Source organism: Nonomuraea sp. NPDC050383, from assembly GCF_044459125.1.
In the GTDB taxonomy this organism is placed as follows: domain Bacteria; phylum Actinomycetota; class Actinomycetes; order Streptosporangiales; family Streptosporangiaceae; genus Nonomuraea.
On sequence record NZ_JBITIP010000001.1, the window covers coordinates 469,361 to 486,750 of the forward strand.

Here is a 17,390-nt window from a genome sequence, read left to right on the forward strand (position 1 = left end):
CATCGCGCTGTTGCCGGCGTTCTGCTGCGGGCACGGAGGAGTGCCGCGGTGTCAGACGCGGGTCCACTTCTGGTTGGCGCCGCCGTGGCAGGTCCAGATCTGGGCCTTGGTGCCGTTGGCGGTGCCGGCACCGGCCACGTCCAGGCACTTGTTCGCCCCGACCGCCGTGATGGTGCCGTCGGCGTTGAGGCGCCACTGCTGGTTGGCCTGGCCGTTGCAGTCCCAGATGATCACGGCTGTGCCGTCCGCCGTACCCGCGCCGTTGACGTCCAGGCACTTGCCGCCGTACACGCGCAGCTCACCCGCGCTCGTGGACGTCCACTGCTGGTTGGGCTGCCCGTTGCAGTCCCAGATCTGCGTCTGCGCGCCGTTCGCCTGGGAGGCGCCGCTGACGTCCAGGCACCGGCCCGACCCCGCCCCCTTGAGCGCACTCGCGCCTCCCGGGGTGGGCGGGGGTGACGTGCCGGTCCGGGGCCCCGCGGACGCCATCACGGCCTGCGCGGCTGCCGGCCAGTTGCCGTTGCTGACGGTGACGTTGCCGTGGACGACGTTGCCCCGGTCGCCGTTGGTCACGTTGGTGCTGCCGTTCGTCGACCAGTTGTCGGTGACGGTCCAGTTGCCCATGTTCTCGCCACCCCAGTAGTTGGCGGTCGCCCAGGTGCCGGTGTTCGAGAGCACGTTGCCGGTGACGGTGTAGTACTTGGAGCCCTCGTCGAAGTAGACGCCGAACCAGCCGTTGGTCCGCAGGCAGTGGTTGTCGCTGATCACGGCGCCCGGGTTCCAGGACAGCGTGTAGATGCACCCGCCGTCGGTCATCTGCTGCATGACGTCGTGGACGTAGTTGCCGACGAGCCGGTTGCCGGACGCGGTGGTGGCCGTGGTGTACCGCGGCTGGTAGTTGTACAGACCGCGGTTGGCGTACTGGTTGTTGCCGCCGGGCTCGTTGGCGCCCCAGCCGTAGCCGATCGCCATGCCGGTGTACGGCATGTTGTAGACCTCGTTGTGCGACACGTCGGCGTTGGTGACATAGGTGGCGAGGACCGAGACGACGCCCCGGTAGTCCAGACCGAGATCATGGATCCGGTTGTCGCTGACGGTGATGTTCCGGTTGACCATCCGCTGGTCGCCGGGGTGGTGCGCGTCGGCGCGCACGCCGCCGACCAGGATGCCGCCGGCCGAGCTGCGGGCGACCTCGGACCGGGTGATCGTGATGTCGCTCGCGCCCAGCCCGACCCCGCCGGCGTGCGCGTTGGCGTCGTTGCCGATGCCGACGGCCGTCTGCCCCAGGTTGACGAACCTGGAGTCGGTGAAGGTGACGTGGTGGGCGGCGGAGACCTGCACGGCGGCGGGCATCTGGAACCAGTTCGGCCGCACGGCCTCGAACTGCTGGCAGCCCTCCTGGCAGGAGGTCAGCCTGTCGGCGGGCCAGTTCCAGTCGCCCGCGATGTAGGCGCCGGTCTGCTGGTCCGCGTAGCCCTGGGCGCTGCTGGGCCCGAGCCAGCTCGTGCCGGTGAAGGTGATCCCGCTGAAGGTGATGTGGTGCGCGGGCGCGTCGTAGGTGCCCCCGACGTTCACCAGGGACTGCAGCACGGGCAGCTCGACGCTGATGTCGCTCATGTTCTGACCGGCCGCCGGGATGTAGGACAGAACGCCGGTCCCGGGGTTGATGTGCCACTCACCCGGCGCGTCCAGGAACTCGTAGGCGTTCTCCAGGTAGAGCGGACCCGCCCGGTGCGGCTGCGTGAAGGTGTCGTACCCGAAGGTGTTGTTGTTCCAGCCGGGCTGCTGCATCGTCATGACGTTGCCACTGATGCTCTGCACCCTCACGTACCGGTCGGTGAAGGAGCCGACGCTCTCCATCTCGACCCGGTTCTGGTCGGCCAGGTTGTTCAGGTAGCCCAGCGCGCTGTTGCCGAATCTCAGACCGGCGGTGGTCGCGGTGAAGTCGGCCCGGTTCACCTGGGTGCGGGCACGCGTGGCGACGGCGCCGTTGACGTACAGCTGCCGGGTGTCGATCCCGGCGCCGACATTGGCGCGCCAGATGTTCTTCCCGGAGTCGGCCAGCGACCATCCGGTGACCGCCCGGGCCCCGCTGACGACGGGACGTGCGCCCCCCGCGGCCTTCCAGGTGACGGTGTGGCCGTTGTTGCCGGAGTCGGCCGCGGTCAGCCGGAGCGGCGCGGAGAGCCGGTACACCCCGTCGGCCAGCTCGACGACGATGTCGTCGGACATGGCGCCGTTCAGCGACCGCACGGTCGTCTGCGCCGCGGACAGAGAGCACGGCTGGGCGGAGGTGCAGGCGGTGCCGGTGCCGGAGGGTGACACGTACAGGGTCGTGGTGGCCGCGAGGGCCGAGGTGACCGGGGCGACGAGGGCGGACGCCGCGGCCAGCACTGCGGCGATGACGCCGGTCAGGACCGGTCTCAGCGCCGGGACAGGCGAAGATGACTGCACGGTGGTTCCTCTGGGGGGTGGAGGGGTGCTCAGGTCATGACTCGCTCCTTATTACGATCTGGGGGCGGATGTCCGTCAAGTCGTTAAGCCTACTTATTTCGTCATCCGCACACCGAAATCTGGGCCATGGTGAACCTGCCGTCCGCGCTGAACAGCGACGATACGGACGGCGCTGATGGGCCGCTTCGAGCTTTTCCGCATGAATTATTCAGATGTGTCCTACTGATCGGGTGTCGTTCATGTCCCGACCCGGCGACCCCGATCAGTCGTACTCTTGCAGGGGAAATGGCGAGGAGGGGCACGGTGACCGACACCCCGCGTGAAAGCGCATACCGGCCGGGCTACGAGGTGGCCGCGGAGCAGCTGCTGGAGTTGATCGTCCGGCTGCGCCTGCGCCCGGGAGACCGCCTGCCGACCGAGAACGAGCTGGCCCTGCAACTGGGCACCAGCCGCACCGTCGTCCGCGAGGCGGTCAAGATACTCTCCGCGCTGGGCCGGGTACGCGCCCAGAAGGGCCGCGGCCTGTACGTGGCCGACGACGAGGGGATGCTCGGCACCGGGCGCTGGGCGTCCTTCTTCCTCCCCACCGACCTGGACCACGTCTACATGCTGTTCGAGTTCCGCCGGGCGCAGGAGATGGAGACCAGCCGGCTGGCCGCCCGCCGCGCCACCCCCACGGAGCTGAGGGCCATCGAGGACGCGGCCGCCATGTGCCGCCAGGGATTCGAGACCGGACGCGAGGACCTGTTCAACGAGGGCGACGACACTTTCCACACCGCCATCGCCACGGCCGCGCACAACATGTTCCTCCAGATCGCCGTGCGGGAGGCCCGGCGGCTGCAGGCGCAGTCCAGCCTCATCGGGCTGCGCGGCTCGGTGGGCGGGCACGCCGCCGAGGCCGTCGAGGAGCACGAGGCGATCTACCAGGCCATCCGCGCCGGCGACCCCGAAGCGGCCGCCCAGGCCGCCGCCACGCACATCGACAACACCCTCGACGACTACCGCCGGGAGATCAAGCAGCGCCTGTTCTCCCCGTCCCACTGACCTCGGCCGCCCCTCCGGCGCCGGCCGTCATCCGAACGGATCGGAGCGGGCGTCCGCGGGGTGGGACGGATGAATGTTTCATCGGGTCCGGCTCGGCGGAGTGCGAGCCGCGCCGCTGAGAACCGCCGGGAGGACCTCCGGCGGACGGCGGGCACGGTGGAGTCTTGACAGGCGGTCCGTCCGTCGTATGTGCTTCGCGCGTACGTTGTCGAATCGATTCGCATCGATGGTGTCGACCCGTTTCCCAGCGGCTGTCTCTCCCGAGGAGTACGCCCATGCAACCTCCCTCCGTTCCTTTGTCACGCCGTGCGCCGCGTGGGCGGGGCCATCGGGCGGCCGTCGTCGCGTCGGTCCTGACGGTGCTCGCGGCGCTCCTGGCCACCGCCCTGACCTGGTCGGTGCCGGCCTCGGCGGCGACCACGCCACTGGTGGGCGTGGGGTCGGGCCGGTGCCTGGACGTCAGCGGCGCCTCCCAGGCCAACGGCGCGCAGACGCAGATCTGGGACTGCAACGGGCAGCCCAACCAGCAGTGGACGTCCACGAGCGCGGGTGAGCTGCGGGTGTACGGCGGCAAGTGCCTGGACGTCAACGGCGCCGGCACCGCCGACGGCACAGCCGTGATCATCTGGGACTGCAACGGCCAGAACAACCAGAAATGGCGCACCAACGCCGACGGCACCATCACGGCCGTCGGGGCGAACAAGTGCCTGGACGTGGCCGGCGCCGGCACCGCCAACGGCACCAAGGCCCAGATCTGGACCTGCCACGGCGGCACCAACCAGAAGTGGGACACCGGAACCGGGCCCGGCCCGACGCCGACCCCACCGCCGCCCGGCGCGCGCCCGTGCGACATCTACGGCTCGGGCGGCACGCCGTGCGTGGCCGCGCACAGCACGACTCGGGCGCTCTACGGCTCGTACAGCGGCAACCTGTACCAGGTCAGGCGCTCCTCCGACAACGCGACCCGCAACGTCGGCGTCCTGACCGCGGGCGGTATCGCGGACACCGCGGCGCAGGACTCCTTCTGCGCCGGCACCGCATGCGTCATCACGGTCGTCTACGACCAGTCCGGGCGGGGCAACGACCTGTGGTACCAGGGCTCCAGCGTGGTCCCCGGCTCCCCCCAGAGCAGGCCCGCGACCGCGACCACCGAGTCGCTCACCGTCGGCGGCGGCAAGGCCTACTCCCTCTACATCAACCCCGGCAACAGCTACTGGCGGGACGGCCACCTGACCGGCGTCCCCACGGGCAGCGCGCCGGAGGGCATGTACATGGTGACCAGCGGCACCCACGTCAACGGCGGCTGCTGCTTCGACTACGGCAACAGCGAGACCACCAGGAAGGCCGACGCCGCCGGCGCCATGGACGCCATCAACTTCAGCACCCAATGCTGGTTCGGCGGCTGCCAGGGAAGCGGCCCCTGGGTCCAGGCCGACCTCGAATGGGGGCTCTACCCCGGCGGCAGCCAGTCATGGAACCCCAACCAGCGGAGCCTCGCCCACAAGTTCGTCACCGCGACGCTGAAGAACAACGGCACGACCCGGTTCGCCATCAAGGGCGGCGACGCCCAGTCCGGCAGCCTGTCCGTCCTGTACGACGGCTCGCTCCCCAACGGCTACAGCCCGATGAAGAAGCAGGGGGCCATCATCCTGGGCAGCGGCGGCGACTGCTGCAAGCCCGACGGCGGCGCCAACCTCAGCGCCGGCACCTTCTACGAAGGGGCCATGGTCGCCGGCTACCCCACCGACGCCGTGGAGAACGCCGTCCAGGCCAACGTCACGGCCGCCGGCTACCGCTGACTCGGTCCCAGCTTCCGCCCCGCCTCGGGCCGGAAGCCGTCGGCAACGGCCAGCAGCCGTCGTCCGGCGTGTTCCGGCCGGATGTGGGGGCCCTCGGCGGCCCTGGCGTCCGGCTGCCGGGCGTACTCGTTGATCGCGTGCTCGTCGAGGGTGATGCCGAGACCCGGCGCGTCACCGAGGATGAAGGCGCCGTCCTCCACGTGCAGGTCGAGCGATATTCCGAGTGGCGGGTGCAGATCCTGCAGCTCGCTGGCCAAGTGGTTCGGCACCGACGGCGCGGCGTGCAGCAGCGCGACCGGCGTGGTGCCGATCGGGCTCACCGGCAGGTCATGGGCGTGCGCCAGTGCGGAGACCCGGAGGAAGTGGGACACCCCCCAGACCACGGCCGTCTGCACGATGTCGACGGCCCCCGCGGCCAGCAGCGGGCGGAACTGCTCCAGCCCGGTGAGGTTCTCCCCGGTGGCGACCGAGGCGCGGACGCCACGGCCGACGGTGGCCAGGCCCTCGGCGTCCCACCGCCGGACCGGCTCCTCGATCCAGGTGAGATCCAGGGTGCGTTCCAGCTCGCAGACGTGCCGGACCGCCTGCTTGCGCGTCCACGCCTCGTTCACGTCGAGCATGAGTCCCGGACGTGATCCGTGCCCGGCCTCGGTCAGGACGTCGCGTACCAGCGTCAGGCGGCGCCGGTCGCGTTCGATGTCCAGGCCGCCCTTGATCTTGGCCGCGCGCAGACCGTGCTGGGCGTAGAGCTGGTAGACCGCGACGAGCTCGTCGTCGGTCAGGCCGATGTCCAGGCCCGAGGCGTAGGCGGGGACCCTCCTGTCGCGTCCGCCCAGCAGGCGCCAGAGCGGTTCGCCGGCCGCCTGTGCCTTGATGTCCCACAGCGCGGTGTCGAGTGCGCCGATCGTACCGAACACGGCGCCCGCGTGCCCCGCCTTGAAGGTCCGCCGCAGCATGCGGTCGTAGAGCGCCGTCACGCCGCGCGGGTCCTCGCCCTCGATCGCGGCGAACACGGCGTCGATCTCCACGTGCGGCCCGAGGCCGACGCCGGTGATCCCCTCGTCGGTGTCCACCATGACGATCGGCACCGGGACGGCCCCGTCGGGGAAGACACCGTTGGCGTCGCCGACCGGGCGGCCCCATTGCTGAACCGTCGTCGCGGTCCGATACCCCGTGATCTGCATGTCAGCCCTTTGTGGAACCGGCGGTGACGCCGGCGGCGATCTGGCGCTGGAGGAAAAGATAGATCGTCAACACGGGTATCGCGGCGATCAGGACTCCCGAGGCGAAGGTGGGGATGTCGTCGGAGTACTGTCCGCGCAGCGAGTTGACCCCGATCATGAGGGTGCGATGCTCGGGCGACGGCATCATCAGCAGGGAGATGAGCACGTCGTTCCAGCAGAACAGGGTGTCGAGGATCCCCACCGACAGCAGCGCCGGCACGCCCAGCGGCAGCATGATCCGCCGGTACACCCCGTACACCGTGTTCCCGTCGATCCTGGCCGCGTCGACGATCTCCGACGGAATGGTGCGGTAGTGACTCGTCATCAGGAAGACGGTGAACGGGAGGAACTGCGCGACGTAGGCGAGGATCAGTCCCGGGTAGGTGTCGATGAGGCCGCTGTCCGCCATGATCCGGGTGAGCGGCACCATGATCACCTGGAACGGGACGAACAGCCCCGCAAGACAGCCCAGGAAGATGACCGAAGAACCGCGGAACCGCAGCCGGCTCAGCGCGAAACCCGCCATCGAGCCCATCAGCAGCAGCAGGACCACGGCGAACGCCACGACGACCAGCGAGTTGGCGAAGTATCGCGCCATTCCGGCGCCGGCCCACGCCTGCCCCAGGTTGTCCCAGCGCAGGGAATCCGCCGGGGAGAACCGGTCGAGGACGTAGTCGCGCCGGGTCTTCATCGCGACGTTGGCGGTGAACACGAGAGGATAGATCGTCACCAGCGCGAGAACGGCCATGGGGACGGCGGCCACCCACCCCGCCATGCGCCTGCCCGGCATCAGTCCTGCCTCCCCGAGCGGCGGAGCAGGGTGATCTGCAGGAGCCCCACCACGAGCATGACGACGAAGAGAACCGTCGACGCGGCCGAGGCGAGCGCCGGCCGGTTCATCTGTCCCTGTTGGTGCCAGATGTAGTACTCGGGAAGGTAGGTCGATCCCTCCGGACCCCCGCTGGTCATGACGAAGAGCAGGCCGAACATGGAGGTCAGCATCCCTATCATCGTGGTCACGAAGACGAACTGGATGGTGCGCGTCAGGCCCGGGATGATCACGTGCCGGATGACCTGGCGCAGCGACGCGCCGTCCACGCGGGCGGCGTCCAGCAGCGAGGCGTCCAGGGTGCTGAATCCGGCGAGGAACACCACCAGGGCCATCCCGAACGTCGCCCATACATGCACGCCGACAACCGTGAACATGGCGATGCCCGGATCGCCGAGCCAGTCGACCGGGCCGGCGCCGGCCATCGCGAGGACGGCGTTCACCGGGCCGTCGTATCCGAGCATGAGGTTGACGATCGCGCCGACGATCACCGGTGAGAGCACGGCAGGGAAGAAGTAGACGCTGCGGTAGACCCGGTGACCCGGCACGCGCAGGTAGATGAAGGTCGCGAGCAGGCCCGGGATCGCCACAGCCACGGGGAGCAGCAGCACCAGCAGCCCGACGTTGCGCAGCGAGGTGCGGAACAGGGGGTCGCCGGCCAGCTCCAGGTAGTTGCTCAGACCGACCGGGGTCCCGTTGTAGGCGCCGTCACCCGTGAAGGAGTAGTTGACCCCCAGGACGAGCGGCCACAGCCGCAGCGTCACCAGGATCAGTACGGCCGGGGCCACCAGGACGTAGGGGGCGAGGCGTTCGGCGCGCGCCCCGCGGGAGGCCGTACGGGTGGCCGTACGGGCGTCCCTGCGAGGTCCCCCCTGCTCCGCCGTCGCGGCACCGGTCCGCCCGGAACCGACCGGGCGGACCGACGGCGACGAACCTCTGAGCGGCACGCGATCAGCCCGCCCTGTCGGAGGCGGCGAGCTGCTTCACGGCCTTGTCCACGCTGGTCGACCCGCTCAGGAGCTGCTGGGACAGCCTTCCCATGAGGTCCAGGGTCTTGGAGGACAGCGCGACGTGCAGGGCGGGCTTGCCGGTCTTGATCTCGGGCATGATCGCGGCGACGGCCGGGCCGGCCCGCGAGACGTCGATCGTCATGTCGGAGGCGATCGCGCCGGCGTCGGAGGAGAACGCGGTCAAGGCGTCGGTGGAGGTCAGGGATCGCACCAGATCCGCGGCCAGCAGCGGGTCCTTGGTCCACCTGGCGACCGCGTAGCCGATGCCACCGTCGTACGGAAGGCTCGGGGTGGCTCCGCCGGCGACGACCGGGGCCCGCATGACGCCGATCTTGCCGGGCGGCAGGAACTCGCCGAAGTCCTTCCAGTGCCCGATGTCCGACATCAGGCCGATGATGTGAGCGGCCTTACCGCTCTCGAAGACTCTGAAGATGTCCGTGAACATCGCGGTGGAGTTGGCACCGTCGTTGTTCAGCCCTGCGTCGTTGGCGTCCTTCCACAGCTCGAAGATCCGCTTCACGTGGGGGGAGGTCCAGTCGCGCCTGCCGGCGATCCAGTCGTCGTACTCCTGAGGGGTCAGGATGCCGGACCCGAGGCCCGACATGAAGAACTGGATGCCGAAGCCTTCCTTGTTGCCGAGCGCGAAGCACGAGGCCCCGGTCGCCCTCTTGATGGCGGCGCAGGTGCGGACGAGCTCGTCCCAGGTCTTGGGCGGGGTCGCCGGGTCGAGACCGGCCTTCTCGTAGAGCGTCTTGTTGTAGTAGATCGGGTGCCCCTGCAGGGTCACCGGCACGGCGTAGATCTTGCCGTCCTTGGTGAACGCGTCCCAGCCCGCCAACCGGCTCCTGTCCTGGGCCACGTACTGGTCCAGCGGAAGGAGCGCGTCGGCCCGGTCGCGGATCTGCCCGCCCCCGTTGAAGAGCATGACGTCGGGTCCCTTGCTGGACTGGGCGGCCGTGCCGAGCAAGGTGTAGTACTGGTCGAACGGCTGGGCGACGAACTCGACGGTGACGCCGGGATGCCGCTTGGCGAAGTCGGCCTTCGCCTTCTCGACGTACGTGGTGGCCGCCGCTTCACCGGACTTCCAGTCCCAGACCACGAGCTTCTGCTGCTTCTGCTGGGAGTCCCCGGACGGGGATCCCGTCCGTGCCGCGCTCCCGCAGCCGGCCAGGACCAGTCCGGCGGCCATCACGACCGACCACCACATCCGCTGCTTCATAGCTGCTCACCCTCCGAGAGCTACCGAGGGACCCGCCATCACCGGCGAAACGTAACTCGTATGACGTCTTACGTCAACAGTCGGCACGTATACTGGCGCGGTGGCACTGTCCTCGCAGGCCACCGGAGGGGGATATGACGGCATCGCAGGAAACGGCCGGCGGTGTCCCGGCGGCACCGGCATGGGTACGACGCCCGGCGACCCTCGCCCGAGCAGTGACGGCCGAGCTGGTGGAGCGCATCGTCCACGGTGTGCACCCGCCGGGGACGCCGTTGCCCCCCGAGCCCGCGCTGTGCGAAGCGTTCTCCGTGAGCCGCACCGTCGTCCGCGAAGCCGTGAAGGTCCTGCAGGAGAAAGGGCTCGTACAGGTCCGTCAAGGCGCCGGCACCATGGTCAACCCGCCGGCGATGTGGGACATGCTGGACGAGCTCGTCCTCGCCGCGACGATCGCCGAGGACGAGAGCCTGGCGATCCTCGACGACCTCGTCGTCACCCGGCGCGTGCTGGAGTCCGACATGGCCAACGTCGCCGCCCGCCTGGCCGGCCCGGACACCGTGGAGCGGCTGCGCGCACTGGTGGACCGGATGGACGAGCTCGTGGACGACCCCGCCACCTACGCCGAGAGCGACCGGGCCTTCCACGACACGATCATGCAGGCGTCGGGAAACCGCATCGCTCGTGGCGTCGTACGGGCACTGGAAAGCCAGGTCATCAACACCGCGCGGTACATGGGCCGGACCGAGCGAGCTCTGTGCGTGGCGTCGAACCTGGGCCACCGCCGCATCTACGAACGCATCGCCGTCCACGATCCCGACGGCGCCGCCGGGGCGATGTTCGATCACATCACCGAGGCCTGGCTGGTCCGCCGTACCGGACCGGCCGATCCGGTGCGGCTGCGGCGTTAGCAGCGAGAGCTCTCCGGTGCGCTCCGGAGGCCATGATCGCCTGAAAGAGTAAGACTTATTTTCATCCCTCGTCCCGCTTCGAGAAGTCACAAGCGGGCCCTGCATGAGGAGATCCAGCCGGGCGATTTCCGGCAAATCCCGAGGTGACGGCCTCGAAAATGGAGCGACAAGGCCGACCGGCATGCGAAGTCTCATGTGACGGGCCAAGAATAGGCACGCTTAACACTTGACAGTCCTGCATGACGGGATCGTAATGAGTGTTCAAAGTCTCCGCGACACGCCTCTGGAGGCCTTCTCATCGGCCCCTCGTGGCGCCGCCCGCGAATACCGCGCATGTCATGGAGAAGCACGCTCGCCGAACCCGGAAGGAAGCTGCGTGACGTGAGGCACACATCCTTGGTCACCGCCATCGCCGTGGCGGCGCTCATCGTCCTGGGAGCCGCGGGTACGGCATTAGGCGGAGCCACGCCGGCCGCGCGCGGCACCGTCGCGGCTGCGGCGACCGCCGGCTGCGGCAAGGCCCCGGCGCTGGTGAGCGGTACGCACTCACTGGTGAGCGGCGGCCAGAACCGCAGCTACATCCTGCGCGTCCCCGCCAACTACGACAGCAACCACCCCTACCGGTTGATCTTCGGGTTCCACTGGGTGGGCGGCACCGCCAATGATGTCGACTCGGGCGGAACCGATGGGTACAACTGGTCGTACTACGGACTGCGGCGACTGGCGGACAACGCGAACAACAGCACGATCTTCGTCGCTCCCCAGGGCATCAACAACGGCTGGGCCAACTCCGGCGGCCAGGACGTCACCTTCGTCGACGACATGACCCGGCAGATCGAGGCGGGCCTGTGCGTCGACACGACGCAGATCTTCTCTTCGGGATTCAGCTACGGCGGGGCGATGACGTACGCACTCGCCTGTGCCCGCCCGACGGTCTTCCGCGCGGTCGCGGTCTATTCCGGCGCGAACCTCAGCGGGTGCGGCGGCGGCACACAGCCCGTCGCCTACATGGGGCTCCACGGCCTCAGGGACAACGTGCTGCCCATCTCATCCGGGCGCTCGCTGCGTGACACGTTCGTCAGGAATAACGGCTGCACCCCGCAGAACCCTCCCGAGCCGGCGGCCGGCAGCATGACGCACGTCGTCACCGCCTACTCGGGGTGCCGGGCCGGATATCCGGTGGTCTGGGCCGCGTTCGACGGAGGCCACGATCCCGGCCCGATCGACGGGTGCACCTGTGGCGGCTGGAGGACCTGGACCTCCGCGGAGGTGTGGACGTTCTTCACCCGGTTCGGAAGCGACCCCTCCCCCTCGCCGACCCCCACCACCTCGCCCACGCCTCCGCCCACGAGCGCGATCCGCGGTGCGGCGTCGGGCCGGTGCCTGGACGTCAGCGGCGCCTCCCAGGCGAACGGCGCGCAGGCGCAGATCTGGGACTGCAACGGGCAGCCCAACCAGCAGTGGACGTCCACGAGCGCGGGTGAGCTGCGCGTGTACGGCGGCAAGTGCCTGGACGTCAACGGCGCGGGTACGGCGGACGGCACAGCCGTGATCATCTGGGACTGCAACGGCCAGAACAACCAGCAGTGGCGCCTCAACACCGACGGCACCATCACGGCGGTCGGGGCGAACAAGTGCCTGGACGTGGCCAGTGCCGGCACCGCCAACGGCACCAAGGCCCAGATCTGGACCTGCCACGGCGGCACCAACCAGAAGTGGACCCGCGCCTGACCGAGCCGGCCGAGGGCGTCCGCCGGACGCCCTCAAGCTCGGCGTGCCCGAGACCTTCCCCGCTCCATCCGATGGTCAACACCAGGAGACAGCGTGCCCCCCACCAAGCTGTCGGCACTCCGCAGGCGCACCGCCCTCGCCGGCGCCACCCTGCTCGCCGGAGCCCTCCTCACGGCGCCCGCTCTCGCCGGCTCCGCCACGGCCGCCCCCTCCGTCTACGAGCCCACGTGGGCGTCCGTGGACCAGCATCCGGCCGCGCCGGAATGGTTCCAGGACGCGAAGTTCGGCATCTACTTCCACTGGGGAGCCTTCGCCACGCCCGCCTTCGGCAGCGAGTGGTACCCGCGCAACATGTACGTCGGCGGCTCCGCGGAGAACAACCACCACAAGAGCGTCTACGGCGATCCCTCGGCATGGCCGTACCACAACTTCATCGACGGCTCGCGCGACAAGGCCGGCAACTGGGTCCAGTTCGCGCCCAAGCTCAAGTCCGCGGGCGGCAACTTCGACCCGAACGAGTGGGCGCAGCTGTTCGCCGACTCCGGGGCCAAGTTCGCCGGCCCGGTCGCCGAGCACCACGACGGCTTCTCCATGTGGGACAGCCAGGTCAACGAGTGGAACTCGGCCGGCCGAGGACCCAAGCTGGACCTGCTGCGGCTGTTCGCCGACGCGATCCGCGGCAGGAACATGAAGCTGCTGGTCGCGATGCACCACGCGTACAACTTCACCGGCTACTACGACCACGTGCCGGCGCAGCCCACCACGTCGCTGAAGAAGCTCTACGGACAGCTCGGCCCGGCCGCGCAGAACCAACTCTGGTACGACAAGCTGAAGGAGGTCGTCGACAAGGCCCAGCCCGACATCCTCTGGCAGGACTTCAACCTCACCCGCGTCGACGAGGCCAAGCGGCTCGCCTTCCTGTCGTACTACTACAACCAGGCCAACGCGTGGGGCAAGGAGGTCGTGGCCACCTACAAGGACGGCTTCAACAACAAGGGCGAGGTCTTCGACTACGAGCGCGGCGGCCCCGCCGGCATCCAGTACCCCTACTGGCTGACCGACGACGCCATCAGCAGCTCCAGCTGGTCCTACACCGACGGGATCGGCTACTACAGCGCGCCCGCGATGCTCCACTCGCTGATCGACCGGGTGAGCAAGAACGGCAACATGCTGCTCAACGTCTCCCCCATGATCGACGGCACCGTCCCGCAGGACCAGAAGGGCATCCTGAACGCCATCGGGACCTACCTCAGGCGCAACGGCGAGTCGATCTACTCCACCCGCGCCTGGACCACCTACGGCGAAGGCCCCACCAAGATGGGCGGCGGCTCGTTCACCACCCCCCGCGCCGGCACGGCCCAGGACATCAGGTACACCCGTAGCAAGGACAACACCGTCCTGTACGCGACCGTGCTCGGCTGGCCCGGCAACGGCGCCACCCTCAACCTCGCGTCCCTGGCGAGCGGCCGGGTCGACCTGTCCAACCTGGGCAGGGCCGAGATGATCGGCAACACCGCCGGCACGTACATCGACCTGCCGACGCGCACCCAGGACTCCAACGGCCTGCGCGTCACTCTGCCCAGTCAGCCGTACTCCGCTCTGGCCTACGTGGTGAAGCTGACCTTCAACGGGCCGATCAGGGCGATCCCCGGGGCGAGCGGCGTCCTGCGCAACGTCAACGCCGGCAGGTGCCTGGACGTCCCTTCCCTCTCCCAGACGAACGGCACCCAGGTGGCGCTGTGGGACTGCAACGGCGGCGCCAACCAGCAGTGGACGCCGACCCCCGCCAAGGAGCTCCGGGTCTACGGCTCCAAGTGCCTGGACGCCTACGGCCAGGGCACCGCCAACGGCACCCAGGTCGTCATCTGGGACTGCACCGGCGGGGCCAACCAGCAGTGGAGCGTCAACGCCGACGGCAGCGTCACCGGCGTGCAGTCCGGGCTGTGCCTGGACGCCTCCGGGGCCGGGACCGCCAACGGCACGAAGGCGGTCCTGTGGACCTGCCACGGCGGCGCCAACCAGCAGTGGACCCGCACCTGACCCCGTCACCCACGACACCCTCCCCGGGGCGCACGGCCGCCCGGCTCCCCCACGGAGCCGGGCCGCCCGCCCCCCTGCCGAAGGAATGCGCATGGACGTCCTGGGTAGCAGGCGGCGCGGACGCCGCCGCCGTCTGGCAGCGCTGCTGTCCATCGGTGCGCTCGTCGCCGCATCGGTCCTCTCGTCCGCCGGGCCGGCTCAGGCGGCGGACGAGTCGATCAGCGTGAACTTCTCCGTCGCGGGCGGCTCTCCCACCCACCGGGCCTCCGGCTGGATCTACGGGATGACCGAGAACGGGTCCGGTCCCCCGGACCGCTTCTTCACGGATGTGAAGTTCCGGTACATGCGGGCCGGCGGGGCGCAGCTCGACAGCCCCGGCGGCTGGGTGTCGGGCAGGTACGACCGCCGGTGGAACGCCACCCGCGCCCAGCTGCTGCGCACGAGGGCGCTGGGCGGCGAGTTCGTCCTGCTGGTCCACGACCTGTGGGGCGCCGACGGCTACCCGATCTCCCGCTTCCCGGGCGACAACGGGGACTGGACCGACTACGACGCCTTCCTCACCCGCCTCATCGACGACGTGCGGGCGACCGGCGCCCCGGTGGAGTGGGACCTCTGGAACGAGCCCAACATCACCCTGTTCTGGAACCGTCCGCAGTCGCAGTACTTCGCCATGTGGAAGCGGGCCTACCAGCGCATCCGGGCCGCCTTCCCGACGCACCTGATCGTCGGGCCGAGCTGCGCCTGCGTGCCGGCGACGAGCGGCTGGTGGACCCAGTACCTCGACTACGTCAAGGCCGGCGACGTGGTCCCCGACATCGTCAGCTGGCACTCCCTGCCCGGTGACCCGGTGGCGAACGCGGCCACGGCCGACACCACGCTCGGCTCGCGCGCGATCCCCCATCCGCGGCCGTACCAGATCAACGAGTACGGCGCGTCCAACGAGCAGAACCCGGGTGACGGATCCTGGTACATCGCGCGTCTGGAGCGGGCCGGTGCGGACGGCCTGCGCGCCAACTGGGCCGGCGGCGCGAACCTGCACAACGATCTCGCCAATCTGCTCGTCCGCGACTCGTCGGGTCAGTACCAGCCCAGGGGCGAATGGTGGGCCTACCGCTTCTACGGGTCGCAGACCGGTCAGATCGCCTCCAGCACCCCCAGCAGGTCCTACGACGCGTTCGCCACCAAGGCCGACGGGAACGCCAAGATCCTGGTCGGCGGCGGCAGCACGACGGGCAACATCGCCGTCGACCTGCAGCGCCTGGACAGCACCAGCGGCGTCGTGCAGAACAACCAGGTGCGGGTGGTCGTCGAGCGCATCCCCTACAACGGCGGCGGCGCGGTCTCCGGCCCGGTCACCGTCCAGGACTCCAACGTCACCTTGTCCGGCAACGGCACGACGGTCAACCTCTCGCACCTCAACGCCGACGACGCCTTCACCATCACCCTCCTGCCCCCCGGCCCTCCAGCGGCGACGCAGGCGCTCCAGGGCGTGGGCTCGGGCCGGTGCCTGGACGTCAGCGGCGCCTCCCAGGCCAACGGCGCGCAGACGCAGATCTGGGACTGCAACGGCCAGCCCAACCAGCAGTGGACCACCACCAGCTCCGGTGAGCTGCGCGTGTACGGCACCAAGTGCCTGGACGTCAACGGCGGAGGTACGGCGGACGGCACAGCCGTGATCATCTGGGACTGCAACGGCCAGAACAACCAGAAATGGCGCACCAACTCGGACGGCACCATCACGGCCGTCGGGGCGAACAAGTGCCTGGACGTGGCCGGCGCCGGCACCGCCAACGGCACCAAGGCCCAGATCTGGACCTGCAACGGCGGCACCAACCAACGCTGGACCCACGGCTGAAGGTCCAGCGCCATCGTCCCCGGCAGAGAGCGGATGTAGTGACCAGCGTCGATCTTGATCGCAGTTCAATTCGGATGACCACAGGAGTATGGCTCGTCGGAGGCCGCGGCTCGGTCGCGGTGACCGGCGTCGTGGGGGCGCTCGCCATCCGGGCCGGGCTGGCCGAGCCGACCGGCTGCGTCACCGAACTTCCCCAGCTGAGCGGAGCGCCCCTGCCCGCTCTGGCCGAGCTGGCCTTCGGCGGGCACGACGTCTCCTCGCTGTCGCTGGTGAAGAAGGCACAGGCGCTGGCCGATGAGGGTGTGCTCCCGGCCGGACCGGTGCGGGCGCTGGAGGAGGAGCTGGCGGCGGTCGAGCGGGAGGTGCGGCCGCTGCCCCCGGCGCGCGACCAGGCCGAGGCGGCGGAGCTGCTGGCGGCCGACCTGACGGCCTTCCGGGAGCGTCACCGTCTCCGGCGGGTCATCGTCGTCAACGTCGCGACGACCGAGCCGGCGCCCGCTCCGCACCCCGCGCACGCCGACCTGGACGCCCTGGAGGAGGCGCTGCGCGAGCCGCTCCCCACGGCCGGGCGGGAGGCACGGCCGGGCGGCGGCCGGGGGGTGCTGCCGCCCAGCTCACTCGCCGCGTACGCCGCGTTCCGCGCGGGCTGCCCGTTCGTCGACTTCACCCCCTCCACCGGCGCCCGGCTGCCCGCGCTCCACCAGCTGGCGCTCCGGCAGGGCGTGCCGTACGGCGGGCACGACGGCAAGACCGGCGAGACGCTGGTGAAGTCGGTGCTGGCGCCCATGTTCGCGACGCGCAACCTGCGGGTGCGGACCTGGTCGGGCACCAACCTGCTCGGCGGCGGTGACGGCGCCAGTTTGGCGCAGCCGGGCCCGAACGCCGCCAAGGCCGCGAGCAAGAGCAAGGTTCTGCGGGAGACGCTCGGTTATGTCCCCGAGGGCGAGATCCGCATCGACTACCTGGAGGATGTCGGCGATTTCAAGACGGCCTGGGATCTGGTGACGTTCGAGGGCTTCCTGGGGCGGCGCATGCGCATGGACTTCACCTGGCACGGATGCGACTCGGCGCTGGCCGCCCCGCTGGTCCTCGACCTGGCCCGGCTGACCGCCGCCGCGCACGAGCACGGCCGCTCCGGCGCCCTGACCGAGCTGGCGTTCTTCTTCAAGGATCCGCTGGGACCGGTCCCCCACGCCCTGGCCGGCCAGTGGCGCCTGCTGTGCGACTTCGCCGACGGCCTGCGCACCGGACCCGGGCCGGTCGCCGGCGGGCCACGGTGAG

12 protein-coding genes are annotated in these 17,390 nt (G+C 69.8%); 7 read left to right on the forward strand and 5 right to left on the reverse strand.

Going from position 1 to position 17,390, the window contains the following annotated elements; all coding sequences use genetic code 11:
• Positions 1-51 precede the first annotated feature (51 nt).
• A complete protein-coding gene (locus ACIBG4_RS02110; protein ID WP_397200279.1) occupies positions 52-2,454 on the reverse strand; it encodes a ricin-type beta-trefoil lectin domain protein in 2,403 nt (800 codons plus the stop codon).
• 303 nt (positions 2,455-2,757) lie between these two features.
• On the opposite strand from ACIBG4_RS02110, the gene ACIBG4_RS02115 reads away from it, so the two are divergent.
• Both ACIBG4_RS02115 and ACIBG4_RS02120 read left to right on the forward strand, forming a co-directional pair.
• Positions 2,758-3,498: a FadR/GntR family transcriptional regulator gene (locus ACIBG4_RS02115; protein WP_397200280.1), complete on the forward strand. Its 741-nt coding sequence runs from the start codon at positions 2,758-2,760 to the stop codon at positions 3,496-3,498.
• A 359-nt stretch (positions 3,499-3,857) separates the two neighbouring features.
• Positions 3,858-5,297: an arabinofuranosidase catalytic domain-containing protein gene (locus ACIBG4_RS02120; RefSeq protein WP_310711925.1), complete on the forward strand. Its 1,440-nt coding sequence runs from the start codon at positions 3,858-3,860 to the stop codon at positions 5,295-5,297.
• On the opposite strand, the gene ACIBG4_RS02125 is transcribed toward ACIBG4_RS02120, so the two are convergent.
• The 4 genes from ACIBG4_RS02125 to ACIBG4_RS02140 are packed head-to-tail and all read right to left on the reverse strand — an operon-like array spanning position 5,288 to position 9,578.
• Positions 5,288-6,481 carry a mandelate racemase/muconate lactonizing enzyme family protein gene (locus ACIBG4_RS02125; protein WP_397200281.1) on the reverse strand — a complete coding sequence of 398 codons (1,194 nt, stop codon included), beginning with the start codon at positions 6,479-6,481 and terminating at the stop codon, positions 5,288-5,290. The genes ACIBG4_RS02120 and ACIBG4_RS02125 overlap by 10 nt on opposite strands.
• Position 6,482: 1 nt before the next feature.
• Positions 6,483-7,310: a carbohydrate ABC transporter permease gene (locus ACIBG4_RS02130; RefSeq protein ID WP_397200282.1), complete on the reverse strand. Its 828-nt coding sequence runs from the start codon at positions 7,308-7,310 to the stop codon at positions 6,483-6,485.
• Positions 7,310-8,296: a carbohydrate ABC transporter permease gene (locus ACIBG4_RS02135; protein ID WP_397200283.1), complete on the reverse strand. Its 987-nt coding sequence runs from the start codon at positions 8,294-8,296 to the stop codon at positions 7,310-7,312. Before ACIBG4_RS02135 ends, ACIBG4_RS02130 begins: the two co-directional genes overlap by 1 nt.
• Positions 8,297-8,300: 4 nt before the next feature.
• Complete coding sequence (locus ACIBG4_RS02140) at positions 8,301-9,578, reverse strand: ABC transporter substrate-binding protein (protein ID WP_397200284.1); 1,278 nt, start codon at positions 9,576-9,578, stop codon at positions 8,301-8,303.
• Between the two features lie 134 nt (positions 9,579-9,712).
• Here ACIBG4_RS02140 and ACIBG4_RS02145 point away from each other — a divergent pair, with 134 nt between their 5' ends.
• The 5 genes from ACIBG4_RS02145 to ACIBG4_RS02165 all read left to right on the forward strand — a co-directional run bounded on the left by ACIBG4_RS02145 (position 9,713) and on the right by ACIBG4_RS02165 (position 17,389).
• Positions 9,713-10,483: a FadR/GntR family transcriptional regulator gene (locus ACIBG4_RS02145; RefSeq protein ID WP_397200285.1), complete on the forward strand. Its 771-nt coding sequence runs from the start codon at positions 9,713-9,715 to the stop codon at positions 10,481-10,483.
• A gap of 381 nt (positions 10,484-10,864) precedes the next feature.
• On the forward strand, positions 10,865-12,214 hold the full coding sequence (locus tag ACIBG4_RS02150; protein WP_397200286.1) for a lectin: 1,350 nt from the start codon (positions 10,865-10,867) through the stop codon (positions 12,212-12,214).
• A 93-nt stretch (positions 12,215-12,307) separates the two neighbouring features.
• Positions 12,308-14,254, forward strand: a complete 1,947-nt coding sequence (locus tag ACIBG4_RS02155; RefSeq protein WP_397200287.1) for an alpha-L-fucosidase — start codon at positions 12,308-12,310, stop codon at positions 14,252-14,254.
• A 91-nt stretch (positions 14,255-14,345) separates the two neighbouring features.
• On the forward strand, positions 14,346-16,109 hold the full coding sequence (locus ACIBG4_RS02160; protein ID WP_397200288.1) for a lectin: 1,764 nt from the start codon (positions 14,346-14,348) through the stop codon (positions 16,107-16,109).
• Between the two features lie 74 nt (positions 16,110-16,183).
• Entirely contained in the window at positions 16,184-17,389 is a 1,206-nt protein-coding gene (locus ACIBG4_RS02165) for an inositol-3-phosphate synthase (RefSeq protein WP_397200289.1), read from the forward strand.
• The last annotated feature ends 1 nt before the right edge of the window (position 17,390 follow it).